Consider the following 25,022-nt stretch of genomic DNA (forward strand, 5'->3'; position numbering starts at 1 on the left):
CACGGATCGCAGAGGTTCGACTGCACATGGAACCGACGAACGTTACAGTTTTATCCATCGACTCCAACGTATGTGGGGTCAAATCCGGATTCCGTACGCTATCGACGAGCGAGAACCGTGGTTCGATTGGGGGTGACCACTGATGCCCGTCGAACCGGCCGTCGCGGAGGGGATCAACACGGTCTGGGCGCTCGTGGTCGCGTTCCTCATCTTCTTCATGCAGCCGGGGTTCGCGCTGCTCGAAGCCGGACAGGTCCGCGCGAAGAACGCGGGGAACGTGCTGATGAAGAACATGACCGACTGGACGCTGGGCGTGCTGGCGTACTTCCTCGTCGGCTTCGGGCTCTCGGTGGTCGTCGCCGCGCTGACGAGCACCTCCCCGCTCGACGTCGGGGCCGCGTTCGCGTACGTCTCGGACTCGGGGCAGTGGATCGGCTGGCTCGTCGGCGCGGTGTTCGCGATGACCGCGGCGACGATCGTCTCCGGGGCGGTCGCCGAGCGGATGTCGTTCAAGGCGTACGTGTTCGTCGCCGCGGCGATGACCGCGGTGATCTACCCGGTCGCGACGGGGCTGACGTGGGACGGCGGCCTGCTCGCGGCGGGCGACAACCCCGGCTTCGTCGCCGACCTGCTCGGCGTCGGCTACCTCGACTTCGCCGGCGCGACGGTCGTCCACATGCTCGGCGGGCTCGCCGGGCTGACCGGCGCGTACATGGTCGGCCCGCGCACGGGTCGCTTCGACGAGCACGGCAACAGCCAGCCGATCCCCGGCCACTCGATGCTACTGGCAGTGCTGGGGACGCTGATCCTCGCGTTCGGCTGGTACGGCTTCAACGTCGGCACGTCGGCGATCTTCAACAGCAGCAACGAGCTGCTGGGTGCCCAGCTGGGCCGCGTCGCGCTGAACACCACGCTCGGGATGGGCGCGGGCGCGCTGGCGGCGATGGCGATGTCCGCCCGCCGACAGGGGAAGCCCGACCCGCTCTGGACCGCCAACGGCCTGCTGGCGGGACTGGTCGCGGTCACCGGCGCGGTCCCCCACGTGACGTGGTGGGGCGGGCTGATCCTCGGCGGGCTCGGCGGCGCGATCGTGCTGCCGACGTACCGCTTCGTCGTCGACGAGCTCGGTATCGACGACGTGTGTGGCGTCTTCCCGGTCCACGGCGCCGCGGGCGCGCTCGGGACGATCCTGATCCCGGTCTTCGGCGTACAGGGCGGCTCCTGGTCGTTCCTCGGCGTGAATCAGTTGATCATGCAGATCGTCGGCTGTGCGATCATCGCGCTCTGGGCGGTGGTCGGCACCGCGGCCGCGTTCACGATCGCCGACGCGCTGTTCGGCCTGCGCGTGAGCGAGGAAGAGGAGGAGCTCGGGCTCGACGAGGGCGAACACGGCGTCTCGGTCTACCCCGAGTTCACCGGCGACGGCGCGCCCGAGCCGACGGTGAGCGCCGACGGCGGTAGAACGGTACCGCCGACCGACGGGGCCGACGGCGGCAGGCCGCCGACCGAGGACGAGGCCGGGCGCGTCGAAACCGACGGCGGCGTCCCGACCGGCGTCCCGATGGGGGAGCCGATCCCCGACCGTGACGACTCGGCAGACGGCAGCGGGACGGCGTCGCCGACCATCGACTGCGGGACGACGCCGCCAGCGGTCGACGAGACGGACGGAGGTGAGGCCGATGAGTGACGACGTGGAGATGGTGATGGCGATCGTCCGCCGGGAGAAAGTCGGCGACGTGAAGGCGGCGCTGGCAGAAGTCGGCGCCCCTTCGCTGACGGTGACGGAGGTCTCCGGTCGGGGGTCCCAGCCCGCGAAAACCGAGCAGTGGCGCGGCGAGGAGTACACCGTCGACCTCCACGAGAAAGCCAAGATCGAGTGCGTGGTCGCGGACGTTCCCACGACCGACGTGGTCGAGGCGATCCGCGACGCCGCCCACACCGGCGAGAAGGGCGACGGAAAGGTGTTCGTGCTCCCGGTCAGTCACGCGGTACAGATCCGGACCGGAAAGGAGGGTCCCGAGGCGGTGTAACCTACGGCTGTCGGGGGAGCTCCTGCCCGCCCAGCCCCGCCAGCCCGCCGCTGGTCTGGGAGATGTTGAACGCCATCACGAGGTCGGTCTGGGAGAGCAGGCCGACGAGGTTGCCGTCCTCGTCGGCGACGGGGAGCCGGCCCGTGCGGTGGGACTGCAAGGCGTCGAGCGCGTCCATCAGTTCGCTGTCGGGGTCGAGGGTCGGAACGTCGTAGTTCATCACGTCCTCGACGAGGTAGGCGTCGCGTTCGACCTCCGAAACCGACTTCGTGTCTTCGAGCGTCACCATCCCGACGAACTCCCCGTTTCGCAACACGGGGTAGCCGACGTGGCGCTCCCGGAGCATGCGCCCGATGAGTTCGGCGACGGTCGTCTCCTCGTCGACGGTCTGCAGCTCCTCGGCCGGCGTCATGATCTCCCGGACGGTGACGCCCTCGAACGCCGCCTTCAGGACCGTTCGCTGGGCCTCGCTCGAAGCGCCCATGTAGATGAAGAAGGCGACCGCGACGAGGATCAGGTCGAAACCCAGCAGGCCGACGAAGCCGAGCAGGATCGCGAACCCCTTGCCGACCGTCGCCGCGATCTGGGTCGCGCGGACGTGCGAGCGGTTCCGTGCGAGCAGCGCCCGCAGGACGCGCCCGCCGTCCATCGGGAACCCCGGCAGCATGTTGAACGCCGCGAGCATGACGTTCACCAGCGCGAGGTAGCCGAACACGAACTGGACCGCCGGGAGACTGCCGGGCGTCGAAACGAACGCGGCGTAGGAGACCACGCCGACCGCGACGCTGACGATCGGCCCCGCGACGGCGACCGAGAACTCCTGTTTCCAGTCCTCCGGCATCTCGGTGAACTGGGCGACGCCGCCGAGCAGCCAGAGCTTGATCGAGTCGATCTCGAACCCGTAGCGCATCGCGACCAGCGAGTGGCCCAGTTCGTGCAACAGCACGCCCACGAACAGGCCGATCGCCGACGCCGCGCCCAGTATCCAGGGCGTGTTACCCTCGGTCAACGGCGCCGTTCCGGGCACCGGCGACGGGAGGATCCCCAGAATCTCGACCCAGAAACCGACCTGCGAGCCGATCACCCACGCGAACAGCGGGAGCACCAGCAGGAACGTCACGTCGATCTTGATCGGGATCCCGTAGATTCGCCCGATCTGGAAGCTCGCCATGGTGAACGTACTGCGCGACCGCAGGTAAAACGACTGGTCACCCCACCCCTACACGGCCTCGACGCGCTCGAACAGGTACGTGCCGATCGCGACGGTCAGGATCGACGAAACGACGAGCGCGCCGAGATCGAGCGCGAGCGGGAACCGCGAACTGCCCACCAGCACGGCGCGAAGCCCGTCGACGCCGTAGGTCAGCGGGTTCGCGAGCGCGAGCGTGCTCACGGGGGCGGGCAGGCTCCCGACCGGGTAGATCGCGCCCGAGAGGAAGAAGATCGGGAAGATCACGAACTGCACGACCAGCCCGAACCCCTCGCTGTCGCTGAACTGCGACGCCAGCGCGACGCCGAAGCCGACGAACGTGGTCGCGATCAGCAGGAGGACGACGACCGCCAGCGGGAGCGAGAGCAGGCTCCGGATCTCGAACCCCAGCGGGATCGACAGCAGGAGGATCAGCGCCGCCTGCGCCAGCGCGGTCGTCGAGCCGCCGGCGATCCGCCCGAGCACGATCGACGTGCGGCTGACGGGCGCGACGAGGATCTCCTTCAGGAACCCGACCTCCTGATCCGCGAGAATCGACATGCCGGCGAAGGAGGCGCCGAACAGCATCGTGAACCCCACCATCCCGGGGACGAGGTACTGGAGGTAGTCGACGCCCTCCGGGAGGCCGGGGATCGCCGCGCCGCTGAAGCCGAAGCCGAGGAAGACCAGAAACAGCAGCGGCATCGCGATCGAGCCGATTATCCGCGAGGGGGTGCGGGCGAACCGCTTCACGTCCCGGAGCCAGAGCGCGTAGATCGCCAGCGGGCCGATCCGCCTCATCGGTCACCCCCGGCGGCGCCGACGACTGCCTCGGCGTCGTCCGACGCCGGGCCGTCGGCCTCGTCGGCCTCGCGTTCGGCCATCGTCGCGCCGGTCAGCGAGAGGAACGCGGTCTCGAGGTTGGGCTCGCGCACGTCGACGGCGGTGACCGGGACGCCGGCGTCGTCGGCGAGGCGGACGAGGTCCGCGATGCGCTGCCGGCCGTGGTCGACGGTGATGCGGAGGCCGGCGTCGGTGGCCGAGAACGCCGAGACCCACGACTGTGCCGCGAGCCGGGTTCCGAGCGCGTCCGTCGAGCCGTCGAGTTCGAGGCTGACCACGTCGCCGCCGATGGATTCGGTGAGCGCGTCGGGGGCGTCGATCGCCGCGATCTCGCCGTCGTCGACGACTGCGACGCGGTCACAGAGCTGTTCGGCCTCCTCGATGTAGTGGGTCGTCAGCACGACCGAGACGCCGGCCTCCTCGTTGAGCCGGCGGATGTACTCCCAGGAGTCCCGCCGCGTCCGGGCGTCGAGTCCGGTCGTCGGCTCGTCGAGGAACAGCACCGCGGGCTCGTGGAGCAGCCCGCGGCCGATCTCCAGCCGGCGCTTCATGCCGCCGGAGTACGTGCCGACCGGATCGTCGCGCTCCGCGTCGAGCCCCACGAGGTCGAGGATCTCGTCGATACGCTCCTCGCGCTCGGCCGCGGACTGGCCGTACAGCCGGGAGTGGAAGGCGAGGTTCTCCTCGCCGGTGAGCTCCTCGTCGAGCGCCTGCTCCTGGAACACGATCCCGATGCTGTTGCGGACCGCCGCGGTGTCGTCGACGATATCGTGGCCGTCGACCGTCGCCGTCCCCTCGGTGGGTCCGAGCAGCGTGACGAGCATGTTGATCAGCGTCGACTTGCCCGCGCCGTTGGGGCCGAGCAGGCCGAACAGTTCCCCCTCATCGACGGTGAACGAGAGGTCGTCCACCGCGACGGTCTCCCCGAAGCGCTTGGTGAGCCCGTCGACATCTATCGCCGCCATGTGAACGCGGTTGAATAAACGTTCAACAGGGAAGTAGCTGCCGACACGGGTGGGCAGTCGAACCAAACTTTTCGAACATGGATCACCTCCAAACGAGTGACAATCAGCCGGCGATCGAATACGGTTACCCGACCCCGTAATTAAAGTCGCGGCCTCGGAACGCTCGCGGCCGTAGCAGGCTTCTTCGGCGCATTCATCGCTCTCAGAAGTCTTTCCGAAAAGCAGCTGCGACGCAATTCGGTAGTACGGAAGGCAAGGGCGTAGCTCCCCTCATTAATCGATCCCTTAGAACGGCGCGACGTAAGTTCCAGCAGCGCCGAGGGGTCAGACGCTGTTTCGGTTGGTGGTAGCTAGGAAGCCGAAACAGCGTCTGACAGCCCGATACTGCTGAAATCTACCCTGTCAATACGTTCTAGTCAGGTTTCAACGTTGGCTAGACGGTGTTCAAAGAGCCGCTCCTCTGTTTCTTCACAGGTGACCGCGATGACCTTGTGTGAGCTACAGCAGGATTCGACTACCTCCTCCCCGGTCTGAATGTCTCCGCCTGTTGTTGGACACGTTTCGAGAAACATCCGCAGGCTATTGAGGAGCTGTCCCTTGTGCTGAGAATCATACGAATTCCAATCGGATATCCACGACTGAAGGACACGGCTGGCGGCGATATCCGCGACGAGCGCTTGGCGGGAGGGCCACTGACCGATCTGCGTCGATTCGGATCGCAGAAGACGTGCCTCGTCACGGGTAACCAACTCAAACTGGTTCGCATCGTCTTCAACTCCAAAGGCCTTGACGACCTCAGACGTGTGAATCTCGGCGTCTCGCAGTGGTTCAATTTCGTCGAACCAGGCCGTCTCGAACGGCTCGGTGAGACAGAGGTCATCCGTATTCGAACAGGGCTCTAAAATGCCGTGTTTTAGGAAGTAGGTTTCCAAATCACTCCCCTCGGTTGGCTCCGTAGCCTTGGATGAGCCAGCATCTTCAGCACCCGTTCCGTTTCGACTGGGTGAACCGTTCGATGCAGTTGCCTGCTCATCGTTTGATGGATCCGGAGCATCTACTGAAGAGGAGTCTGCTATCGCAGTATCACCAAACCCGCTTGCTATCTCTGGCTCGGGGTTTTTACCGAACCAGCGAAGGACGCTCGGTGGGAGATACCGCTTTGTCAGGGTGGGAGTTCCTGGAACGAGATACCCCCGTAGATAAATCAAACCGACAGAGATCACCACTGTGAGTACTCCTCCGAGCTTTGATTTGCGCGCGACGATAGAGCCAAGCAACGCAGCAATAATCAGATTCAGCACCGTACACGGTTCACATCTGTTTTCACCGGTGTATTCCGGCTGATGGAGGTAATCAACTACGTTCGTTTTCATTCGAATGATACCATGTACTAATCCATTATCTATTTTTCCCACGACTTAGTTAAGCGATAAGAAAGAGGCATAGAACGCCCAAGCGAGGCTGCAGGGTTTGGAACGAGATTGACGGCCCACGCCAAGTTGCACGAGAACTTCAGAACGGCTTGTCTGGTACTACTGCGGACTCAATAAACCGCCATGTAGAGACACGGGTGATCGCCTTCTCACGGACCGAGAGCACGCTACTGACGATGACGTCGACAGGCTCGACTCAACGTACGCGGTTGATTCGACCGATGTCGAAGCGATCCGATACAACGACGCTCCCTCGTGGAACGACGATCCAACAACCGACGAGTACTACTACGGCTTCGGCTGTACGACGTCCTCGACTGGCACGACCTCCGGCAGTCCGCTGGAGGCCGTGCCAGTCGCTCCGTACAATCCGCGAAACATTGACGACCTGAAAGACATCGAGTCCAGGGTCGAAGACCGCATCACCAAGCGGTAGTGTTCAGATAAGTCAATAGCTCCGGGTACTCGAAAGCCCCGAGTCGCTGCGGTCGCGGGGCTCGCTGTGCGCGCTCCCGCTGGTCACGTGATTGCGTCGTCGGGGCCGGGTCGGACGGGCGGGGCTTTCGAGCTGGGAGCAACAACTACAGCTGGCTTATCTGAACACCGCTTTGTAACACCACCCCAAAATTTATTTTATTAGGATGTAGTGTATTATTTGTAATATCGGACGAGAGTAACTTAAATAGAAGAGGTGTGTTGAAACAGATCGGCGTGTCCACGGTTGCAGTTGGATCCCTTTCGGGACTCGCTACTGCAGGCGACGAAGCAAATCATAGTCCGGACGTTTCCGGGCTCCGCTCTGAACAGCTAACCGCCGCCCAGACGAAGCGAACTCTCAAACAGGCTACCTCGGTAGAGTCGGGGGAGAAGATGAGAAGTTTTCTCGAGGAGAAAGATTACGAGATAGAGATGGGCTCTCTATCGGGTCATCGACTAAGTGCCAACGAGTTCCCCGAGCATGTCCTGGTCGACGCTTCGCTCGAGAGTTCGGACGGATCTCGTAGTGGAAGTCTCCAACTGAGGCTGTACGATAGCGAGGTAACGCCTACCGATGTGGGTCGAACTGTTACCGCGGAGGCGACTATCGAGGGAACAGGGTATCGGTGTACTCCTCGAACGGTAGGGAAAGGGGATGACGACGGTTTGAAGGACTCTAACGAAGTTCTGGGCGAATCGAGTGAGGAAGTTGTCGAGGTTACTGAGTTACAGCGTAGGCGGGCTTTGCAGGCTTCTATATCATCTGAAGACTGGCCATGGAACTGTATGGTTAGCGGCACCTACGCCGCAAACGGCGCCGTCTGTGGGGTTCTCGCTGGGATTACAACTATTGCAGGAGGGATCCTGATGTTGATCCCCGAGCCGGGTTCAACTGCTGTCGGAACAGTTGCCGTAGGGACAGTACTGACCGGGAGCTGTGGGCTTGCCGAGTCCCTCGAGGACTTACTTAACACCGACTGTGAGATCAACTCTCTGGGACTGTGTGTTACCTACCCCGGAGTCTTTTCACCGCCGGACACCTACGTCTTCCCAGCGGGAGACTGCTATGCGTACTGAGTAAACGCGGCAGACCACATTTCAGTAGATCACCCTAAGCATGAAATACAAAAACAGGATACTGCTGATGATTGTTGTGTGCGTGATGGTATCGCTCCCTTGGTGGAGTGGCACCGTCATTACCACCGAAGGGTTTGAATCACTCGTCTCCCTGATTCAGCTTGTCGGAAGCCTACTGTTGATCGCAATAGGGCTCTCGTTCTTCCGGACAATCCTTGCTGAGCGGTCGGCCCGGTCCGGCAATTAAACTCTACTTTAAATTTTCTTCCCGATTCGGGGTAGTGTTCGGATAATCCTTGGGAGTACCACTCGAAAGTCCGAGTCGCTACGGCCGCGGCCGTTGCGCGCTGCCGCTGGTCGTGCCTGCGTCGTCGGGGCGGGGTTTTTCGATCTGGAAGCAACAACCACTGCTGGCTTACCTGAACTGGTTTGTAGAGATCCAAACGCCGAATCTCTGGAACGGATTCGATATCGCTCTCTGCGGTTCATCGATCCAAATACTCCTGCTGAATCTCGACCACCTCCGAGGAGCCGTCACACTCCGAGTAGCGCCTGAGCGGCTCCTCGTTGAGTTCGAGGAACGTCTCGCCCCAGGTGAACTTCGAGAGGATTCGCTCGGCGTGGTCGTTCTCGCCCAGAATCACGAGCGCGCCGGCGAACGCCTCGACGGTCGTGAGCTGCATCGGTTTCCCGAAGTTCACGGGGTTGGCGGCGACGAGGTACGGCAGCGCGCGGTGGTCGCCGTCGATGGTGAACTGCTTCTCGCCGGCGGACTCCCACGAGCAGTCGAGGGCGACCAGTGCGTGCTCGGCGGCCTCGCGGTCGGCTGGCGAGAGCGCTCGGTCGGCGTGGGGGTTGAGCACCACACCGTACGGCGTCGCGCGGTCCGAGCGGTGGAGTTCGGCGAGGTCGAACCGCGCGAGCTTCCGGGCGGTACACTTCTCGGGGTCGTCGTCACCCTCGTACCGGACGTGCAGGTCCACACCGATCCTCGGCGCCCGAGCGACAAATGCCCCCCGGAGACCCGCGCCTTCTTGGCCCCGCTGGCCCGACGTGGGGTATGAGCCACACCGATCCGGTGGAGCGCTACTACGAGGCCATCGACGCGATGGACGCCGACGGGCTCGCGGCGGTGCTCGCCCCGGATTTCCGGCACGACCGCCCGGACCGGACGATCGAGGGGCGTGAACGGTTCGTCGAGTTCATGATGAACGAACGACCCCGAACCGACACCGTCCACGCGGTAGACACGCTGTTCCTGCCCAAAACCGACGACGACGCCCGCGGACGGGAGGTCGCGGCGCACGGCCGGCTGTTCGCCGAGGACGGCAAGGAACTGTTCGCGTTCGTCGACCTGTTCACCGTCGAGGACGGGGCGATCGTCGATCTGCGGACGTTCACCAAATAGCGCTCAGTTCCCGTCTCCCACTGCGCTCTCACCCACGGGCTCCTGCCCCTCGATGAGTTCCTGGCCACCCATGTACGGCTGGAGCGGTTCGGGCACGTCGACCGTGCCGTCGTCGTTCTGGTAGTACTCGAGGATCGCCACCAGCACGCGCGGGACGGCGACGCCCGAGCCGTTGAGCGTGTGGAGGTACTCCGCCGACTCGTGCTGCTCGGGCCGGTACTGGATCCCCGCCCGCCGGGCCTGGAACTCCCGGAAGTTCGACACCGACGAGACTTCGAGCCAGCGACCGCCCTGCTCGGGCCCCTCGTCCATGTCGTCGCCGGGCGCCCAGACCTCGATGTCGTACTTCTTGGCCTGCGTGAAGCCGAGGTCGCCCGTACACATCTCGAGGATGCGGTAGGGCAGCCCCAGTTCCTGCAGCACCGACTCGGCCTCCGCCACCAGCCCCTCGAAGCGCTCGTCGCTCTCCTCCGGCCGGACGAAATTGACCAGTTCGACCTTGTTGAACTGGTGGACGCGCACGATCCCGCGCGTTTCCGTGCCGTGCTCGCCGGCCTCCTGCCGGAAGTTCGGCGAGTACGCTTGGTACTTCAGCGGCAGGTCGTCGTCGAGCAGGATCTCGTCGCGATGGAGGTTCGTGACGGGCACCTCGGCGGTCGGGAGCAGCCAGAGGTCGTCGTCGTCGTACGGCTCGTCGTGGCTCCCCTCCAGTCGGTAGGCGTCCTCGGTGAACTTCGGGAACTGGCCGGTGCCCTCCATCGACCGGCTGTTCACCGGGATCGGCGGGAACACGTCGGTGTACCCCTGCTCCCGGTGGGTTTCGAGGAAGAACTGGATCAGGGCGTGTTCGAGGCGGGCGCCCTCGCCCTTCGCGAAGTAGTAGCCGCCGCCGCTGACTTTCGCGCCGCGCTCGAAGTCGAGGATGTCCAGTTCCTCGCCGAGATCGTAGTGAGGGGTGACCTCCTCGGGCAGGTCGCGCAGGTCGTCGAACCCCTCGCGCCGGCGTTCGACGTTCTCGCTCTCGTCTGCCCCGCGGGGCACGTCGTCGTCCGGGAGCATCGGAATCCGCATCATGCGCTCCTCGAGTTCCGCTTCGAGCTCGTCGGCGCGGTCCTCCACTTCGTCGAGGCGTTCCTTGAGCTCGCTCGAGCGGTCGATGGCCTCCTGGGCTTCCTCCTCCTCGCCTTCGCGTTTGAGCTCGCCGATCTTTCGGCTGACCTCGTTGCGCTCGTGGCGGAGGTCGTCGCCCTCGGCTTTCAGGTCGCGCCACTCGTCGTAGATTTCGAGGATCTCGTCGAGGTCCACGTCGTCGACGCCCTTCGCGTCGAGCGCGTCCCGGACGCGCTCTGGCTCCTCGCGGAGCGTCTGTCGGCTGATCATGGGCGGGCTTCTCGGTGATTCGGGAAAACCGTGTCGGGTCGATGGGAATCAGTGGCAGTCGTGGGCGTCGGCTGTTGGGGTGGTAAGTGCGACGGAAACGATACTGGGACCATCGGCGACCGCCACAGCAACAGCAGCTCGTTCGCGGACCTCTTGCGACCGCAGGGTGCCGGGCACGAGGCCCGGCACAGCGCCGAGTCCCCACCCCTCCCCCCGCGAGCGCCGACCGCTGGCGCTCGCGAGGCGTCCACCGCCACCGCACCGCGGCCGCGGTTGGCGAGAAGCGTGAGCAGGGCGAGACCGAAGGTCTCGCTGGCAGTGCGGGCGACGCGTGAGTCGCCCGCACGACGCCTCCGTGTTCGAACCGAGCGCGAGGGGCGAGTAAGCGACTGAAAGGAGCGAACGAGTCGGCTGGGGAGAAGTGAGGCGGGAAAAACTCGCCGAAGGCGTGGCAACCGCCTCGAAGCGAGCGAGGCGGGACCTTCGGTCCCGCTGGCAGCCGGCGGCAGAGCCGCCGGCAACGGCGAACGGAGTGAGCCGCGAGCAGTGTGGGCTGTGCGGTTCCTCCAGAACTACCGAACAAAACCCCGAATCAGTCCTGCGCCGCGAAGAACATCTCCAGCCCGTTCCGCGTGATCCGCACGTCGATCGTCCCCGTTCCGGTCACTGCCACCTCCTGCACGTCCTCGTACGGACCGGTGACGATGTGCACCCGGGTGGGGATCGGTTTCTCACCAGCGTCGGGGGAAGGGGCCACGTCGGGGACCAACTGCCGGGAGCCGGGCGGAACCGTCCCCTCGAAGTCCGGCTCGGGCGGGTCACTGCCGTCGTACTCGGCGACGGGCGTCACCGTCGCGGTCACGTCCCGGGCGCCGCCGCTGCGGTTCTCGATGGCCAGTTCGACCTCGTCGTTGGTGAGCGACGTACAGCCGGCGAGCGCGACGACGACCGGGAGGGGCAGGAACGCACGGCGTGAGAGCGCCATCACCGACCGTCGGGGTTCGGGAGAGAAACCGTCGTCGGTATCGGTCGGCGGCGCGGAGAGTTACGGCGACCGCGGCTCGCGGGTCGTTCCTCCACGCTCGTTTTCGCGGCCGGTTCCCGTCGCTCACTCCGTTCGCGACGTTTGCCGGCCTCGCCGTTCGTACTCCGAGGCGGTTTGCCTCCACGAAGGGGAGTTTTCCCGCCTCGCTACTCCTCGGGGTGGGCCCACTTCATCGCCTCGCGGACCGACTCCTTCCGGCCGATGAACGTCACGCGGTCGCCGCGCTCGAGCGTGAAGTCGGCCTCGGGGACGAACGACTCCTCCCCGCGGCAGACCAGCCCGATCAGACAGCCCTCGGGGAGCTGCGGGCCGAGGTCGCGGATCGACTCGCCGATCAGCGGATCCGCGGTGACCTCGATCTCCTGCACGTCGCCGGACTCGCCGATCCCCTGCATCCAGTTCGCGAGCGCCGGGCGCTCGATGTAGTTGTCCATGGCCTGTGCGGTGGCCATCGCCGAGGAGATGGTGCGAACGCCCAGCTCCTCGAAGGCGTCGACGTTCTCGGGGTTGTTCGTTCGCGCGATCACGCGTTCCGGCGAGAACTTCGACTGGGAGAGCTGGGAGATCAGCAGGTTCGCGTCGTCGTCGCCGGTCGCGGCGACGATGATCTTGGCGTTGTCCGCGCCGGCCGATCGGAGCACGTCCGTGTCGGTGCCGTCGCCGTGGTGGGCCGTGAACCCGGCGTCGCGGACTTTCTGGATGCGTTCCTGGTTGTTCTCCACGATGACGACGTTCTCGCCTCTGTCTTCGAGGCGGGTCGCGAGCTCGCGCCCGACCGACCCGCCCCCGACGATGATGACTCGCATGGGTATGACGTTGAGTTTCTCCGCGATCCGGCGGGCGAGCCCCGCCTCGAACAGCACGGTCAGCAGGATAGTCAGGAAGACGGTGCCGACGAGCACGTCGGCCGCCTCGGGCATCCCGATCGCCTCGCTCCGGAGCTCGATGGCGAACAGCGTCGCCACCGACGCCGGGATGATCCCGCGCGGGCCGACGAAGCTCATGAACAGCTTCTCTTCCGTGGTGATCCGGTCGCCCGCGCTGGAGACGAACACCAGCAGCGGCCGGAGCACCAGCGCGACGACGGCGACGACGGCGATCCCGGCCAGCCCGAGATCGAGCAGCACCTCGAACTCCAACAGCGCCGCCAGCGTGATGAACACGAACGAGAGCACGATCAGCGTCACGTCGCCTTTGAACGCCGAGATCTCCTCCTCGTAGGGGACGTCCGCGTTGCCGAGCAGGATGCCCGCGACGGCGACGGCGGCGACGCCGGCCTCGCTGGCGAGGTAGTTCGCGGCCGCGTAGGCGACGAGCGCGCCCGCGAGCACCAGCAGCCGTGCGTTCCGGGGGGCGTTCCCGGGCGAGAGGTCGACGTACTGCAGCATGTAGTACAGCAGCGCGGCGATCCCGATCCCGACGAGCAGCCCGTAGCCGAGTCGCTCGGCGAACAGGGTCACGAGCGCGCTCGGCCCCGAGGCGCCGGTGGTGATGATCTCGAAGATGACGACCGCGGTGATCGCGGCGGTCACGTCGTTGACGATCCCCTCGGTGTCGAGCGCGACGCCGACGCGGTCCCGGACCGGAACCACGTCGAGGATCGGCGCGATGACCGTCGGTCCGGTCGCGACGAGCAGCGAGCCGACGAGGAACGCGACGAGCCAGCCGACTCCGAGCAGGTAGTGGACCGCCACGCCCGTCCCGACCAGCGCGATCACGGCGCCGACGGTGACGAGTCGGAACGCCGTCTTCGGCGCCTCGCGGATCTCCTCGATCCGGAGGTGGAACGCGCCCTCGAAGACGATGATGGCGACCGAGAGCCCGACGATGGCCGACAGCGCGGCGGTCCCGAACTCCTCGGGGTTGAGCAGTCCGGTCACTTCCGGGCCGAGCAGGATCCCCGCCGCGATCAGGAAGACGATGCTCGGCACCCGGAAGCGGTCCGAGAGCACCTGTGCGATCACGCCGATGCCGACGATCCCGGCGACGACCGCGATCAGCACGGCTGCCTCGTTCCCGGCCATCTACGGCACCTCGGCTGTCGCTGATCCGTTCGCCCTCACACGGAAACTGTCCGGTGGGGGCGGCTTAAGGCTGACTACCGCGGCCAGTCACTCGTAGAGGTCCTCGACCTCGTCGCTCCAGCGGTCGAGAATCTTTCGTCGTTTCTTCTTCATCGTCGGGGTCAGCAGGTCGTTCTCGGGGGTGAACTCCTCGGGCACCAGCCGGAACTGCTTGATCTGCTCGTGGCTCTCGAACCCCTCGTTGATCGCTTCGATCTCCCGCTGGATCCGGTCGCGGACGCGGTCGTCGTGACAGAGCTCGTCGTCGTCCGCGGGGAGGTCCAGCCCCTCGCGCTCGCCCCACGCGCGGACGGCGTCGAACGCGGGGACGATCAGCGCGCCGACGAACTTCCGGGCGTCGCCGACGACCATCGCCTGCTCGATCAGCTCGTTGTCGGCGAACGCGTCCTCGATCGGCCCCGGCGGCACCATCTTCCCCGTCGAGAGCTTCAGCAGCTGTTTCGCCCGCTCGCGGAACGCGATGTAGCCGTCGGGGCGGATCTCGACCACGTCGCCGGTCCGGAACCACGGGTCGCCGCCGTCGTCGGCGTCGTCGAACGCCTCGTCGGTCGCGTCGGGTTTCTCCCAGTAGCCGTCGGTGACGTTCGGCCCGCGGACGAGCAGTTCGCCGGTGTCGCCCGCGATGTCGTCGCCCATCACGCCGATGGACTCGTCGAGCTTCGTCTCCACGTCGACGACCGGCGGGCCGATCGTGCCGGGTTTGGGGTCCTCGATGGGGTTGACGCTGAGCACGGGCGCGGTCTCCGTGAGGCCGTACCCCTCCAGGATCGGGATGCCCATCCCGTGGAACAGCCGGCAGAGATCCTCCGAGAGGCTGCCGCCGCCCGAGACGAAGAAGTCGACGTTGTCCCCCAGCGCCTCGCGGACGCTTGAGTAGACCAGCTTGTCGCCGATGTCGTGTTTCAGCGAGAGCAGGGTGCCGGGGTTCTCGGTGCGCTCGTACTTCCGGGCCACGTCGACGGCCCACTCGAAGATGCGCTGTTTGACCGGCGACTCGCTGGCCTGCTCGCGGACGGCGGCGTACAGCTTCTCGTACACGCGCGGGACGCTGGTGAACGTCGTCGGCTCGACCAGCTTGAAGTCCTCCCGCAGCGTGTCCGGGCTCTCGGCGTAGGCGATGGTCGCTCCGGCCGCGAACATGAGGAAGTGGCCCGACAGTCGCTCGAACACGTGGGCGAGCGGGAGGAAGGATAGCGCAACGGTGTCGGTGTCGGTCGTCGGCATCTCGGGGTCGCGGTCGGGGCGGGGGCCGAACCGCCGGTAGCACTGGTTCACGTTCGACCGGAAGTTCCAGTGGGTGAGCTCCACGCCCTTCGGCTGGCCGGTGGTGCCGGAGGTGTACACGAGGCTCGCGAGGTCGTCGCCGTCGCGCTCGTCGAGCCAGCCCTCGTAAGCGTCCTCGTCGAACGCGTCGGCGCCGCGGTCGTGGAGCTGGCCCAGCGTGAGCACGTCGTCGCGGTCCCGCACCGCCGCCGCGGCGCCGCTACCGTCGGCGGGCTCGTCCATCACGACGATGAAGGAGAGGTCGAGTTCGTCCTCGACGTTCAGCACCCTGTGCAGCAGGTCGCCGTTCTCGACGACCACGCCCTCCGAGCCGGCGTCGCCGAGCAGGTACTCGGTCTGGTGCTCCGAGGAGCCGCTGTAGACGGTGTTCACCACGCCGCCGGCGGCGAGCACGCCGAAGTCGGCCTGGGCCCACTCCATCCGCGTGTCGGCGAAGATCCCCACGCGGTCGCCGGCCTCGACGCCGAGATCGCGGAACCCGGCGGCGAGGTGGCGCACGATCTCGCGGGTCTGTTCGTAGCGAAGTTCGGCGTAGTCGCCCGACGGCGCCTCGGGGATCACGCCCTCGGCGACCAGCGAGCGGTCGTAGATCCCTCCTTTGTAGCGCTGGGCCACCTCACTGGCGTTGCGCTCGGCGCTGGCCTCGAACATCGCCGGCAGCGTGTCGTCGTCGATGACGGGGTGGTCGAACCCCCGTTCGGCGTCGCGAATGTCCATAACGTCGGGATGGGCGGGGAACGACCATAAAGCTCCGTACACGACGGGGGTGTTGCTTGGGGTTGTGTTGTGGGGCGAACAGTAAAGTGCGCGAGGTGCGTATACGACGTACACACGATGTCGAAGACGGTCAGGATCCCCGAGGCGCTCCACGAGGAGATCAAGTCCGCCAAACGGGAGGACGAGACGATGGCCGAGACCATCGCACGGTACTTCGACCGCCCGCACCCGTCGGAGACGCGGGAGATGCTCTCCCCCGAGGACGCCGACGCCGTCGAGGCGGAGATCGACGAGATGCTGGACGAGGAGTCCGATCGCCTCCAGCGCGCGCGGGAAGCGTTCGAGGAGGAGGCGTGATCTACGACACCTCCTACTTCCTCGATCTGACTCGTCGGGGTGACCCGGACGCGTTCCGGAAGGGCGTCGAGCTGTTCGAGGCGGGCGTCGTGCGCCGGGTCCCGGTACAGGTTCACTTCGAACTGTTCTACGGCGTCGAAGTGGCCGGCGTCGCCGAGCGCCGGCAGGTCGAGAACGCGCTGAACGGCTACCCGACCGTCGGCGTCGACGAACGTATCGCTCGGATCGCGGGACGACTCTACGCTCGCCATCAGTCCGAGGGCGTCGACTGGGGCGACTGCTACATCGGTGCGACGGCGAAAGTGTACGACGAACCCGTGTTGACGGGGAACCCCGAAGATTTCGAAGCACTGGGCGTCGACGTCGAGACGTACTGACTGCGTCGGCGCCGTTAGTTCCGTAAGTAGTGCCGCTTCGTTCGACATCCTGATCGCACAGTCTGTCGTTGACGGCGGTTCGGCCACGCGAGTTCCGTTTCTCGGCGTTGTTTCCGGATCGAGGGGTGAACGGTCGAAACGCCAGAGGGAACCGGTTTTGGAGGGTGTCTCAAGGCCGGCTTGAGGCGCGGTCAGAGGGGGTCTGTGGGTTCGGGATCGGTTCTCAGGGCTGGTCGGAGAAATTCAGGATATCTAACTGGTCTCCCCTGAATCGTGTCAGCCGAGTCAATACTACTTACAAAGGGGGGTATGTGGTGGATGAAGCGTTCCCGAGGCAAGCTCGGGACGCGAACGAGGTCAAACGACAATGCAACGACGAAAGTTCATCGCTGGTCTGGGATCGCTGACCGCTGCTGGCGCGGCGGGCATTGGTACGGGCGCGTTCAACTTCGCGAACGTGGAACGGGACATGACGATCGCCACTGCCGGGGACGACAGCGCGTTCCTGGCACTCGAAAGCGAAAGCGAGTACACGAACAACAACGGGAACACTCTCGGCTTCGACTTCGAAACCGCTGCGGGCGGGTCCGGTATCAACGAGGACTCGGACTACTCGTTCACTGGTGTCTTCAGCATCGAGAACCAGGGCAACCAGTCGGTCGGCGTCTGGATCAACGACGACGACGACAGCAACGGCGCCGATACTGTTTCGTGGTCCGGTGTTCCGAACGACGACCAGCCCGACTTCGACAACTCCATCGAGGGCAACGGGAACCCGTACGCACTGGATCCGGGCGAGAAGGTGTACGTCAACCTCGTCGTCCTGACTCGGAACAACTCTGCGGCCGACCTGCCCACCCAGATCAACGTGGTGGCTGACGCGTCCGCGGGGAACTAACTCCGTCGCTCCGAACGGAGCTATCCATCCATAAACCATGAAACGGCGTCGTCTCCTAACCGGACTCGCAGGGGTTGCAGGTGCGAGTAGCTTCGTCGTCGGCTCCGGTGCGTTCAACTTCGCCAACGTCGAGCGAAGCGTCTCCATCGGCGTCGCCGACGACGCCTACGCGTTTCTCAGGCTGAACGAGCGTGGCGGCGGTGAACGCTCCGAGATCGACAGTGGCACTCTGGAGTTCAGTATTCCCGGCGACGACGAGGGGGACTATCCGACCGGGGAGTCGACGGACCCGGAGGGCCTCGGTACGGACTCGGTTTACCGCTTCGGCGGGGATGCTGCCCACGACGAAACCGGCTTGTTCGCCGTTCGGAACCAAGGGACTCGGCCGGTAGAGGTGTACAGTACCCAAGAGACGACCGACGGGGTGCCGTCGGTCACGATGTACAACGTCGACACGGGTGATCTGCTCACCGAGAGCAGTCCGTCCTCACAACTCGGCGTCGGATCGGGCCCGCTCGTCTGCGGGTTAGAGATCGACACGCACGGAGTCCCCATTCGGGACGAGGCGTACGATATCGATCTGACGATCAACGCGGTCGCTACCGGCGGCGACTGACGAACCACGGTAGCACGCGGTGCCGTCGACCCCCTCGGCGGGCCGCGTTGCTCGCTCGACGGCGAGTTCTGAGGGACTACTGCTGCTCCAGATACGCCAGCACTCCCCGGGTGTTCAGCCGCGCTTCCGCCTCGGCCTTCTCCTCGCCCCACACCTCGCCGCCGGCCATCTCGTCGGCGTGGTCCACGAAGTGTTCGATCACCGCCTCGTCATCACCAAGCTCAGCCCGCTTCCGCCGCACGGCCTCGACCCACTCCATCAGCGTGCGCTTGTACCCCTGCAACTGCTCCGCGTCGTACCCGCGCGGGCCGAAGTGCGCGAACGCGAGGATCTCCGGCTCCAGATCCGCGATCGTCGACACGTCTCGGCGGGCCTGATCCAGACCGAACTGCGGCGGCGGCGTGGTTTCCCGGATCGTGTCCACCTCGGGGACGTAGATCCCCGCGGCGTCGCCGGTGAAGACGATCCCCGCGTCGGCGTCGTGGAACACGTGCTGGTGGGGGGCGTGGCCCGGCGCCTCGTGGGCAGTGAGCGTCCGGTCGCCGAGATCCACCGCGTCGCCGTCCGCGAGTCGGGTGAGGCGGTCCTCGGGGATCGGCACCGGTTCGGCGTAGTACTGCCACTGCTCGCCGACGGCGTCCTTGGTGCCGGCGACGAGGCGATCGGGGTCGATCAGGTGGCGCGCGCCGCGTTCGTGGACGTACGCCTGCGCGCCGGGGTGGTCCTCCAGCAGCCGGCCGGCGCCGCCGGCGTGGTCGAGGTGCACGTGGGTGAGGACGACGGCGTCCAGCGCGTCGATACCGAGTTCGTCGAGCGCGCCGGCGATCTGCTCGTAGTCGCCGCCGGTGCCGGAGTCGACGACGGCGGTACGCTCGCCGTCGATGACGTAGACGGAGCCGTACTGCGGGGTGTCGTACATCCCGGTGTCGACGTAGTGGACGTTCTCGGTGCCTGAGACTGCCTGAACGTCGCCGATGGCCATACGTTGGTGGCCGGTGGGGCGGGAGAAAACGATTCTGGTGACTTCTCGATGGGTGGTGGCTGGTACAGTAACCGCGATAGCTGTTCGATTGTTGACTACCGGAACAGCGACCGCAACAGCAGCTCGATTGCTGACCACTTGTGACCGCAGAGTGCCGAGCACGAGGCTCGGCACAGCACCGAATCCCCACCCCTCCCCCCCGCGAGCGCCACGTTGGCGCTCGCGAGGCGTCCACCGCCACCGCACCGCTGCGGCTGTCGGCGCGAAGCGCGAGTCCCTCCGTGGACGAGCGACCAACGGGAGCGAGTCGGCTGGGGAGGAAGCGAGGCGGGAAAACTCGCCGTAGGCGAGGCAAACCGCCTCGATAGCGAGCGGCGAACGGAGTGAGCCGCGAGCAATGTGGGCTGTGCGTGGCGGTGCGGTCGCAAGTGGTCTACGAACGAGCTGCTGTTGCTGTTCGCGGTCAAACTACCCCCAACAAAGAAAGCGCTCACACACAACCGAAAACCGCAGTATCAGCCTCAGTCCATCAGGAACTCGATCGCCGCACCCTGCCCGAAGCCGACACAGAGCGTCGCCAGCCCCCGACTATCGCCGCGCTTCTCCATCTCGTGCAGCAGCGTCACCGGCAGCCGCGCCCCACTGGCCCCGAGCGGGTGACCGATCGCAATGGCCCCACCATTCACGTTGAACTGGTCGTCGTCGATCCCCAGCTCCTCCTGGGCGTACACACACTGGGAGGCGAACGCCTCGTTCAGTTCCACGAGGTCGTAATCCTCGATCTCCGTCCCCGCACGCTCCAGCAGTCCCTTCGTCGCGGGCACGGGGCCGATCCCCATCACCGTCGGATCGACGCCGGCGACCTCGTTCGTGCCGATCTCGGCGACGATATCGAGCCCGTGCTCCTCGGCGAACGCCTCCGAAGTCACCATCACCAGCGACGCCCCGTCGGAGATCTGACTGGAGTTGCCCGCGGTCACCGTCCCGTCGCCGGTAAACGCCGGCGGGAGGCCCGACAGCTTCTCCGCGGTCGTGCCGGGGCGGAGCCCCTCGTCCTCCTCGACGACGCCCTCGTCGGTCTCGATCGGGAGGATCTCGTCGTCGAAGCGGCCCGACTCCGTGGCCTCGACCGCGCGCTGCTGGCTGCGGGCGGCGTACTCGTCCTGTGCCTCGCGGCTCACGTCGTACTCCTCGGCGACCTTCTCGGCGGTCATCCCCATCTGGAGCTGGAACACGTTGTACTGCTCGGAGAGCGCCGGGTGGAGGTGCTCGTAGGAGTCGCCGTCCATCGGCACGCGGCTCATGTTCTCGACGCCGCCGGCGATGATGCAGTCGCGGTTGCCCGCGGCGATCGCGTCCGAGGCGGAGATGATCGCCTGCATCGACGACGCACACCAGCGGTTGATCGTCGTCGCCGGCGTCCCCTCGCCCAGCGGCGAGAGCAGCGAGATGACGCGGGCGACGTTGTTGTCCTGCTCGCCGCGCTGCTGGGCGACGCCCCACATCAGGTCCTCGACCTGCTCCGGGGCGACGCCGGTCGTTTCCAGCGCGTCCTCGATCAGCGGCACCGAGAGGTCCTCGCTCCGGGTGTCGGCGAAGACGCCGTCCTCTTTCCCCTGCGGGGTCCGTCGAGCGTGTACGACGACAGGTGTCGACATACCTCGGGGTTGGGAGCGGCACGGGGATAAATCCGACCGAACGCGGCGTGCGTGGTCGAGAGTTCCCGACGGAGAAAGTACTTACAGCCCGGGCCGGACCGTTCCGGACGTGTTCCGCCCCGCTCGCTGGGCGCGCCGTCGCCCGGTCGCGGCCGTGCTGGCGCTGACGGCGCTGGCCCTCCTCCTCCGACTGGTCGCCCTCGGCGCCCGGACGATGCACTGGGACGAGGCCCGCGTCGCCTACTGGACGCTGCGGTACGTCCGCGGCGCCGGCTTCGCCTACCGCCCGGTGATCCACGGCCCGTTCGTCCCTATCACGGTCGCGCCACTGTTCGAACTGCTCGGCCCGACGGCGTTCGCGGCCCGCCTTCCGGTCGCGGTTCTTGGCGGGCTCGCGCCCCTTGCGGCGCTGCTGTTCCGCCGGACCGCCACCTCCGCCTCCAGCGCGCTCGATGTCGGCCTCGACGACGCGGAAACCGTCGCGCTCGCGGCGCTGCTCGCGGTCACGCCCAGCCTCGTCTACTACTCGCGGTTCATGCGCTCGGACGTGCCGCTGGCGGTGTTCGCGCTGTTCGCGCTGGGCTTTGCGGTCCGGGCGCTCGCGACCGGGCGTCGACGCCACGTGCTCGCTTCGGGGCTGTTCGTCGGGCTCGCGATCCCGACGAAGGAGAACGTCCTGCTGTACGCGGCCTGCGCTCTCGGCACCGCGGCGGTCGCGATCTGCTGGCCCGCCGTGGTCCCGCTGCTGCCGTGGCACGACGAGAGCGAGCCGAAAACCGCGGCGACGGCGGCGCTCCGGAGCGCGATCGGTCGTGCTCGCGCCGCGCTCGCCCGGCACCTCCCCGCCGCGCCGCTGGCGCTGCTGGTCGCGCTCGTCCCGGTCGTGTTCTTCCTCGCGCCGCGCGGTCCCGCGGGCGACCCCACGCTGAGCGCCGCACTCGCGGGCGAGGCCGGCTGGCTCGCGCTGATCGAACGCGCGACCGTGGGGACGTGGGAGACGTTCGCCTCCAGCTTCTGGGCCAGCAGTCGAGGGCACTCCTACCCGATCTACGCCGGCAAGCTGCTGGGCTACCTGCTGGTCGGCGCGCTCCCGGTCGTCGTCGGCGCGGGCGTCGCGTTCGTCCGGGAGCTCCGCTCGCCGTCGCGACCGCTGGTCGTCCCGCTTTTCGCGTGGGGCGTCGCCGCGATGCTCGGCTACCCGCTGGCGACGGACATCCCCGCGCCGTGGATCTCCCTCCACATCGCGTTCCCGCTGTTCGTCCCCGCCGCCGTGGGGTGGATCGCGATCGTTCGGGAACGGGCGTGGGCCGTCGATCTCCCCGACGCCGACACGCTCCCGGACGCGGGGACGCGTCGGCGCTACGCCCGGTACGCGCTGGCGGCGCTGGTCGTGCTCTCGGCGGTGCAGGTACCGCTGGTCGTCGCCGCGAGCTCGATCACGCCGCCGCTGTACGTGAACGTGCTCGCACAGTCGGCCCAGCCGCCCGACGACCTCTCGTCGATGGGGGCGGCCGTCGACGATTCGGCAGACGACGGCGGCGTACTGTTCTACGGCGAGGCGTACTACCTCCCGAACGAGACGATCGACGACGACCCGCCGACGGCGGGGGAGCAGTGGCTGGGCTGGTGGCTGAACCGCCTGCCGATGGCGTGGTACGTCGAGCGGGCGGGTGCGGAGTCGTCGTACGCCCGCGACCCGGCGGCGCTGCGCGAGCGCGAGTCGATCCCCCCGGTCGTGTTCGCCGCGCCCCCGGAAGCCGACGGCGCGGCGTCGGTGCTCGACCAACGAGGGTACGAGCGGACGCGCTACGAGCTCGGGCTCTACCACGAGCAGGCGGTCGTCGTGTTCGTCGACGAGTCGCGGCTCGGCGACGGGGCGGCGGACAGATCTGTTCACTCCTGAACGGGGCTGGGGTCCGACGCGCTTAACCGATTGGCCCGGCAACGGTATCGGGATGAGCGACCCTGCAGTCGACGTCGTAGAGTTCCTGTTGACCGCACATACCTACACCGAGGCGGAAGAACTGGACGAGGACGATCTCCCGCCGCGGTACCGGCAGGTGTTCTGGTCCGACGGGTCAATCGAGCGTCCGCTGGCAGTCACGCAGGACCGCGCGCGAACCGCCACCAGCGTCGATCACCCCTGGGACGCCGTCTCGGATCTCCTCTTCACCCAGCGCACCGAGTTCTCCGGCGAGATCTCGCTGACCCAGCCGGAGATGGCGCTGGAGTGGTATCTCGACCACGCCGACGAGGACCGGCTCGCGGCCAACCCCACGCTGGCCTACGCCGCCGAGAACGACGACGAGGCGGACGTGGACGTGACCCGCGAGCAGGCCCGCGAGGAGAACCAGCCCATTCAGGCCGACCGTGTCTGGATCGACTCGCTGCTCGACGAGTACTTCGACGAGGAGGAGGACGCCGAGATGCTCGACCTCGTCCACATCCTCGCGCCCGAGGAGATCGAGACGACGCTCGACGACCTCGTCCTCACCGAGGACCAGAGCAACGAGGTCCAGAAGATCGTCACCGCGATCGAGAACCGCGACTACCTCGCGAGCATCGGCCTGAGCGAGATCGGGAAGATCCTGTTCGTCGGCCCGCCCGGCACCGGGAAGACCACCATCTCCCGCGGGCTGGCCCACGAGCTCGGGCTCCCGTTCGTCGAGGTGAAGCTGTCGATGGTCACCAGCCAGTACCTCGGCGAGACCGCCAAGAACGTCGAGAAGACGTTCGAGGTCGCCAAGCGGCTCTCCCCCTGTATCCTCTTCATCGACGAGTTCGACTCCGTCGCGAAGACCCGGAAGTCCGACGAGCACGCCGCGCTCAAGCGCGCGGTCAACACGCTGCTGAAGAGCATCGACGACATCTCGCTGGTCCGCGACGAGGTGCTCACGGTGGCCGCGACGAACCACCCCGACCAGCTCGACGCCGCCGCGTGGCGGCGCTTCGACGAGGTCGTGAACTTCCCCAAGCCCGACCGGCAGATGCGTGCGGACATCCTCCGGATCGTCACGCAGGACATGCAGATGGCGGAGTTCGACCCCGAGGCGGTCGCCGACGAGACCGAGGGGCTCACGGGCTCGGACCTGCGGATGGTGCTGCGGGAGGCGGTGCTGCAGGCGCTGACCGAGGGCCGCCGCGAACTCACCCAAGAGGACGTGATGGACGCAGTCAAGGGGTTCGAGGAGCGGGACAACCTCAAGAACATGGACGACTTCGAGAACTGGGAGGGCTCGCCGGGGAGCGACACCGAGTCCGACCACGACCACTCACACGACGGTGCTCACGGACACGAGCACGAAGTCGAGACGGAAGCCTCACACGACTGAGGCGCCGACCTGCCCCGCTTCGCGTCCGGAGCCGCGGGGTACAAACCGTCCGCGCTCGACGGCACGGGCATGGACCGCGCAGACTTCTTCGACAGGCTCGACGAGGAGCTCCGCACCGACGCGTACGCCGACGTGGACGCCAGCCCCAACGGGCTGCAGATCGGCAGCCGGGAGGGTGAAATCGAGACCGTCGCGTTCGCCGTCGACGCCGCCGACGCGACGATCGAGGCCGCGATCGACGCCGGCGCGGACGCGCTGGTCACCCACCACGGGCTCGTCTGGGGTGGGCTGGACCGCGTGACTGGCCGGGAGTACGATCGGATCGAGCCGCTGGTCCGGAACGACCTCCCGCTGTACGTCTCCCACCTGCCGCTCGACGGCCACCCGACGATCGGCAACGCCGCCGGCGTGGCGGACCTGCTCGATCTCGTCGCGCGGGAGCCGTTCGGCGAGGTGGGCCCCGAGACGGTCGGCCTGCTCGGCGAGCGAACCGAGCCGATCGACGTCGGCGCGCTCTCGGAGCTGCTGGCCGACGAGCTCGACACGGGCGGCGAGGGCGTCCAGACGCTCGGGTTCGGCCCCGAGGAAGTCGAACGCGTGGCGGTGCTCACCGGCAGCGGCGCCGACTGGCTGGACGAGGCCGTCGACGCGGACGCCGACGCGCTGATCACCGGCGAAGGGAAGGGGAAGCTGTACCACGAGGCCCGCGAGGCGGGGATCAACGTCCTGCTGGCGGGCCACTACGCGACCGAGACGTTCGGCGTGCGGTCGCTGCAGGCGCTGGCCGAGGAGTGGGGACTGGAGACGGTGTTCGTCGACCACCCGACCGGGCTCTGAGCCGGCGGCAGCGAGTTCGGCGTCGAAAGAGCG

At 66.7% G+C, this 25,022-nt stretch carries 22 protein-coding genes and 1 pseudogene; 12 read left to right on the plus strand and 11 right to left on the minus strand.

The features are described from left to right. Positions 1-142 precede the first annotated feature (142 nt). Together ACQUSM_RS09590 and ACQUSM_RS09595 are read left to right on the plus strand one after the other, a co-directional pair. Positions 143-1,687 (plus strand): ammonium transporter, encoded by a 1,545-nt coding sequence (locus tag ACQUSM_RS09590; protein WP_435118061.1) that lies wholly within the window; start codon positions 143-145, stop codon positions 1,685-1,687. Next, entirely contained in the window at positions 1,680-2,030 is a 351-nt protein-coding gene (locus tag ACQUSM_RS09595) for a P-II family nitrogen regulator (protein ID WP_435118062.1), read from the plus strand. The genes ACQUSM_RS09590 and ACQUSM_RS09595 overlap by 8 nt, the downstream gene beginning before the upstream one ends. A 1-nt stretch (position 2,031) precedes the next feature. Here the strand turns inward: ACQUSM_RS09595 and ACQUSM_RS09600 are convergent, their stop codons facing one another. The 4 genes from ACQUSM_RS09600 to ACQUSM_RS09615 all read right to left on the minus strand — a co-directional run bounded on the left by ACQUSM_RS09600 (position 2,032) and on the right by ACQUSM_RS09615 (position 6,400). Further along, positions 2,032-3,201, minus strand: coding sequence for a CBS domain-containing protein (locus ACQUSM_RS09600; RefSeq protein ID WP_435118063.1), 1,170 nt, complete (start codon positions 3,199-3,201; stop codon positions 2,032-2,034). 48 nt (positions 3,202-3,249) lie between these two features. Further along, complete coding sequence (locus tag ACQUSM_RS09605; RefSeq protein WP_435118064.1) at positions 3,250-4,020, minus strand: ABC transporter permease; 771 nt, start codon at positions 4,018-4,020, stop codon at positions 3,250-3,252. Beyond that, on the minus strand, positions 4,017-5,027 hold the full coding sequence (locus ACQUSM_RS09610; RefSeq protein WP_435118065.1) for an ABC transporter ATP-binding protein: 1,011 nt from the start codon (positions 5,025-5,027) through the stop codon (positions 4,017-4,019). The genes ACQUSM_RS09605 and ACQUSM_RS09610 overlap by 4 nt, the downstream gene beginning before the upstream one ends. Positions 5,028-5,443: 416 nt before the next feature. After that, positions 5,444-6,400 (minus strand): hypothetical protein, encoded by a 957-nt coding sequence (locus tag ACQUSM_RS09615; RefSeq protein WP_435118066.1) that lies wholly within the window; start codon positions 6,398-6,400, stop codon positions 5,444-5,446. 98 nt (positions 6,401-6,498) lie between these two features. Between ACQUSM_RS09615 and ACQUSM_RS09620 the strand changes: the two are divergent. Continuing rightward, positions 6,499-6,884, plus strand: a pseudogene (locus ACQUSM_RS09620) (IS5/IS1182 family transposase); the annotation flags it as partial. 269 nt (positions 6,885-7,153) lie between these two features. Further along, positions 7,154-8,014, plus strand: a complete 861-nt coding sequence (locus ACQUSM_RS09625) for a hypothetical protein (protein WP_435118067.1) — start codon at positions 7,154-7,156, stop codon at positions 8,012-8,014. Positions 8,015-8,499: 485 nt separating this feature from the next. Here the strand turns inward: ACQUSM_RS09625 and ACQUSM_RS09630 are convergent, their stop codons facing one another. Next, positions 8,500-8,997 carry a DUF367 family protein gene (locus ACQUSM_RS09630; RefSeq protein WP_435118068.1) on the minus strand — a complete coding sequence of 166 codons (498 nt, stop codon included), beginning with the start codon at positions 8,995-8,997 and terminating at the stop codon, positions 8,500-8,502. Between the two features lie 77 nt (positions 8,998-9,074). On the opposite strand from ACQUSM_RS09630, the gene ACQUSM_RS09635 reads away from it, so the two are divergent. Then, complete coding sequence (locus ACQUSM_RS09635; RefSeq protein WP_435118069.1) at positions 9,075-9,422, plus strand: nuclear transport factor 2 family protein; 348 nt, start codon at positions 9,075-9,077, stop codon at positions 9,420-9,422. A 3-nt stretch (positions 9,423-9,425) separates the two neighbouring features. On the opposite strand, the gene serS is transcribed toward ACQUSM_RS09635, so the two are convergent. The 4 genes from serS to ACQUSM_RS09655 form a co-directional block, all read right to left on the minus strand. Then, positions 9,426-10,802, minus strand: a complete 1,377-nt coding sequence (serS, locus tag ACQUSM_RS09640; protein ID WP_435118070.1) for a serine--tRNA ligase — start codon at positions 10,800-10,802, stop codon at positions 9,426-9,428. A 592-nt stretch (positions 10,803-11,394) separates the two neighbouring features. Further along, positions 11,395-11,787 (minus strand): hypothetical protein, encoded by a 393-nt coding sequence (locus ACQUSM_RS09645; RefSeq protein WP_435118071.1) that lies wholly within the window; start codon positions 11,785-11,787, stop codon positions 11,395-11,397. Between the two features lie 206 nt (positions 11,788-11,993). After that, positions 11,994-13,871: a cation:proton antiporter domain-containing protein gene (locus ACQUSM_RS09650; protein WP_435118072.1), complete on the minus strand. Its 1,878-nt coding sequence runs from the start codon at positions 13,869-13,871 to the stop codon at positions 11,994-11,996. Between the two features lie 87 nt (positions 13,872-13,958). Continuing rightward, positions 13,959-15,932, minus strand: coding sequence for an AMP-dependent synthetase/ligase (locus ACQUSM_RS09655; RefSeq protein WP_435118073.1), 1,974 nt, complete (start codon positions 15,930-15,932; stop codon positions 13,959-13,961). A gap of 117 nt (positions 15,933-16,049) precedes the next feature. Here ACQUSM_RS09655 and ACQUSM_RS09660 point away from each other — a divergent pair, with 117 nt between their 5' ends. The 4 genes from ACQUSM_RS09660 to ACQUSM_RS09675 all read left to right on the plus strand — a co-directional run bounded on the left by ACQUSM_RS09660 (position 16,050) and on the right by ACQUSM_RS09675 (position 18,180). Next, positions 16,050-16,289, plus strand: a complete 240-nt coding sequence (locus tag ACQUSM_RS09660) for a hypothetical protein (RefSeq protein ID WP_435118074.1) — start codon at positions 16,050-16,052, stop codon at positions 16,287-16,289. Beyond that, positions 16,286-16,666 (plus strand): PIN domain-containing protein, encoded by a 381-nt coding sequence (locus ACQUSM_RS09665; protein ID WP_435118075.1) that lies wholly within the window; start codon positions 16,286-16,288, stop codon positions 16,664-16,666. Before ACQUSM_RS09660 ends, ACQUSM_RS09665 begins: the two co-directional genes overlap by 4 nt. Positions 16,667-17,033: 367 nt before the next feature. After that, a complete protein-coding gene (locus tag ACQUSM_RS09670; protein WP_435118076.1) occupies positions 17,034-17,564 on the plus strand; it encodes a DUF1102 domain-containing protein in 531 nt (176 codons plus the stop codon). A gap of 37 nt (positions 17,565-17,601) precedes the next feature. Beyond that, positions 17,602-18,180, plus strand: a complete 579-nt coding sequence (locus ACQUSM_RS09675) for a hypothetical protein (protein ID WP_435118077.1) — start codon at positions 17,602-17,604, stop codon at positions 18,178-18,180. A 76-nt stretch (positions 18,181-18,256) separates the two neighbouring features. Here the strand turns inward: ACQUSM_RS09675 and ACQUSM_RS09680 are convergent, their stop codons facing one another. Then, the gene (locus ACQUSM_RS09680) at positions 18,257-19,162 is read right to left on the minus strand and encodes an MBL fold metallo-hydrolase (protein ID WP_435118078.1); all 906 of its coding nucleotides are present in this window, start codon (positions 19,160-19,162) and stop codon (positions 18,257-18,259) included. Between the two features lie 521 nt (positions 19,163-19,683). Further along, positions 19,684-20,820 (minus strand): thiolase family protein, encoded by a 1,137-nt coding sequence (locus ACQUSM_RS09685; RefSeq protein ID WP_435118079.1) that lies wholly within the window; start codon positions 20,818-20,820, stop codon positions 19,684-19,686. A 109-nt stretch (positions 20,821-20,929) separates the two neighbouring features. On the opposite strand from ACQUSM_RS09685, the gene ACQUSM_RS09690 reads away from it, so the two are divergent. The 3 genes from ACQUSM_RS09690 to ACQUSM_RS09700 all read left to right on the plus strand — a co-directional run bounded on the left by ACQUSM_RS09690 (position 20,930) and on the right by ACQUSM_RS09700 (position 24,989). Next, on the plus strand, positions 20,930-22,723 hold the full coding sequence (locus ACQUSM_RS09690) for a flippase activity-associated protein Agl23 (protein WP_435118080.1): 1,794 nt from the start codon (positions 20,930-20,932) through the stop codon (positions 22,721-22,723). 52 nt (positions 22,724-22,775) lie between these two features. After that, entirely contained in the window at positions 22,776-24,152 is a 1,377-nt protein-coding gene (locus tag ACQUSM_RS09695) for an ATP-binding protein (protein ID WP_435118081.1), read from the plus strand. Positions 24,153-24,221: 69 nt separating this feature from the next. Continuing rightward, positions 24,222-24,989 (plus strand): Nif3-like dinuclear metal center hexameric protein, encoded by a 768-nt coding sequence (locus ACQUSM_RS09700; RefSeq protein ID WP_435118082.1) that lies wholly within the window; start codon positions 24,222-24,224, stop codon positions 24,987-24,989. The last annotated feature ends 33 nt before the right edge of the window (positions 24,990-25,022 follow it).

This window comes from Halolamina sp. C58 (assembly GCF_051195095.1).
Taxonomy (GTDB): Archaea; Halobacteriota; Halobacteria; order Halobacteriales; family Haloferacaceae; genus Halolamina.

Coding starts and splice junctions, on each gene's coding strand:
- ACQUSM_RS09590 (WP_435118061.1), top strand. CDS start 143: ATGCCCGTCGAACCGGCCGTCGCGGAGGGGATCAACACGGTCTGGGCG.
- ACQUSM_RS09595 (WP_435118062.1), top strand. CDS start 1,680: ATGAGTGACGACGTGGAGATGGTGATGGCGATCGTCCGCCGGGAGAAA.
- ACQUSM_RS09600 (WP_435118063.1), bottom strand. CDS start 3,201: ATGGCGAGCTTCCAGATCGGGCGAATCTACGGGATCCCGATCAAGATC.
- ACQUSM_RS09605 (WP_435118064.1), bottom strand. CDS start 4,020: ATGAGGCGGATCGGCCCGCTGGCGATCTACGCGCTCTGGCTCCGGGAC.
- ACQUSM_RS09610 (WP_435118065.1), bottom strand. CDS start 5,027: ATGGCGGCGATAGATGTCGACGGGCTCACCAAGCGCTTCGGGGAGACC.
- ACQUSM_RS09615 (WP_435118066.1), bottom strand. CDS start 6,400: ATGAAAACGAACGTAGTTGATTACCTCCATCAGCCGGAATACACCGGT.
- ACQUSM_RS09635 (WP_435118069.1), top strand. CDS start 9,075: ATGAGCCACACCGATCCGGTGGAGCGCTACTACGAGGCCATCGACGCG.
- serS (WP_435118070.1), bottom strand. CDS start 10,802: ATGATCAGCCGACAGACGCTCCGCGAGGAGCCAGAGCGCGTCCGGGAC.
- ACQUSM_RS09645 (WP_435118071.1), bottom strand. CDS start 11,787: ATGGCGCTCTCACGCCGTGCGTTCCTGCCCCTCCCGGTCGTCGTCGCG.
- ACQUSM_RS09650 (WP_435118072.1), bottom strand. CDS start 13,871: ATGGCCGGGAACGAGGCAGCCGTGCTGATCGCGGTCGTCGCCGGGATC.
- ACQUSM_RS09655 (WP_435118073.1), bottom strand. CDS start 15,932: ATGGACATTCGCGACGCCGAACGGGGGTTCGACCACCCCGTCATCGAC.
- ACQUSM_RS09660 (WP_435118074.1), top strand. CDS start 16,050: ATGTCGAAGACGGTCAGGATCCCCGAGGCGCTCCACGAGGAGATCAAG.
- ACQUSM_RS09670 (WP_435118076.1), top strand. CDS start 17,034: ATGCAACGACGAAAGTTCATCGCTGGTCTGGGATCGCTGACCGCTGCT.
- ACQUSM_RS09675 (WP_435118077.1), top strand. CDS start 17,602: ATGAAACGGCGTCGTCTCCTAACCGGACTCGCAGGGGTTGCAGGTGCG.
- ACQUSM_RS09680 (WP_435118078.1), bottom strand. CDS start 19,162: ATGGCCATCGGCGACGTTCAGGCAGTCTCAGGCACCGAGAACGTCCAC.
- ACQUSM_RS09685 (WP_435118079.1), bottom strand. CDS start 20,820: ATGTCGACACCTGTCGTCGTACACGCTCGACGGACCCCGCAGGGGAAA.
- ACQUSM_RS09695 (WP_435118081.1), top strand. CDS start 22,776: ATGAGCGACCCTGCAGTCGACGTCGTAGAGTTCCTGTTGACCGCACAT.
- ACQUSM_RS09700 (WP_435118082.1), top strand. CDS start 24,222: ATGGACCGCGCAGACTTCTTCGACAGGCTCGACGAGGAGCTCCGCACC.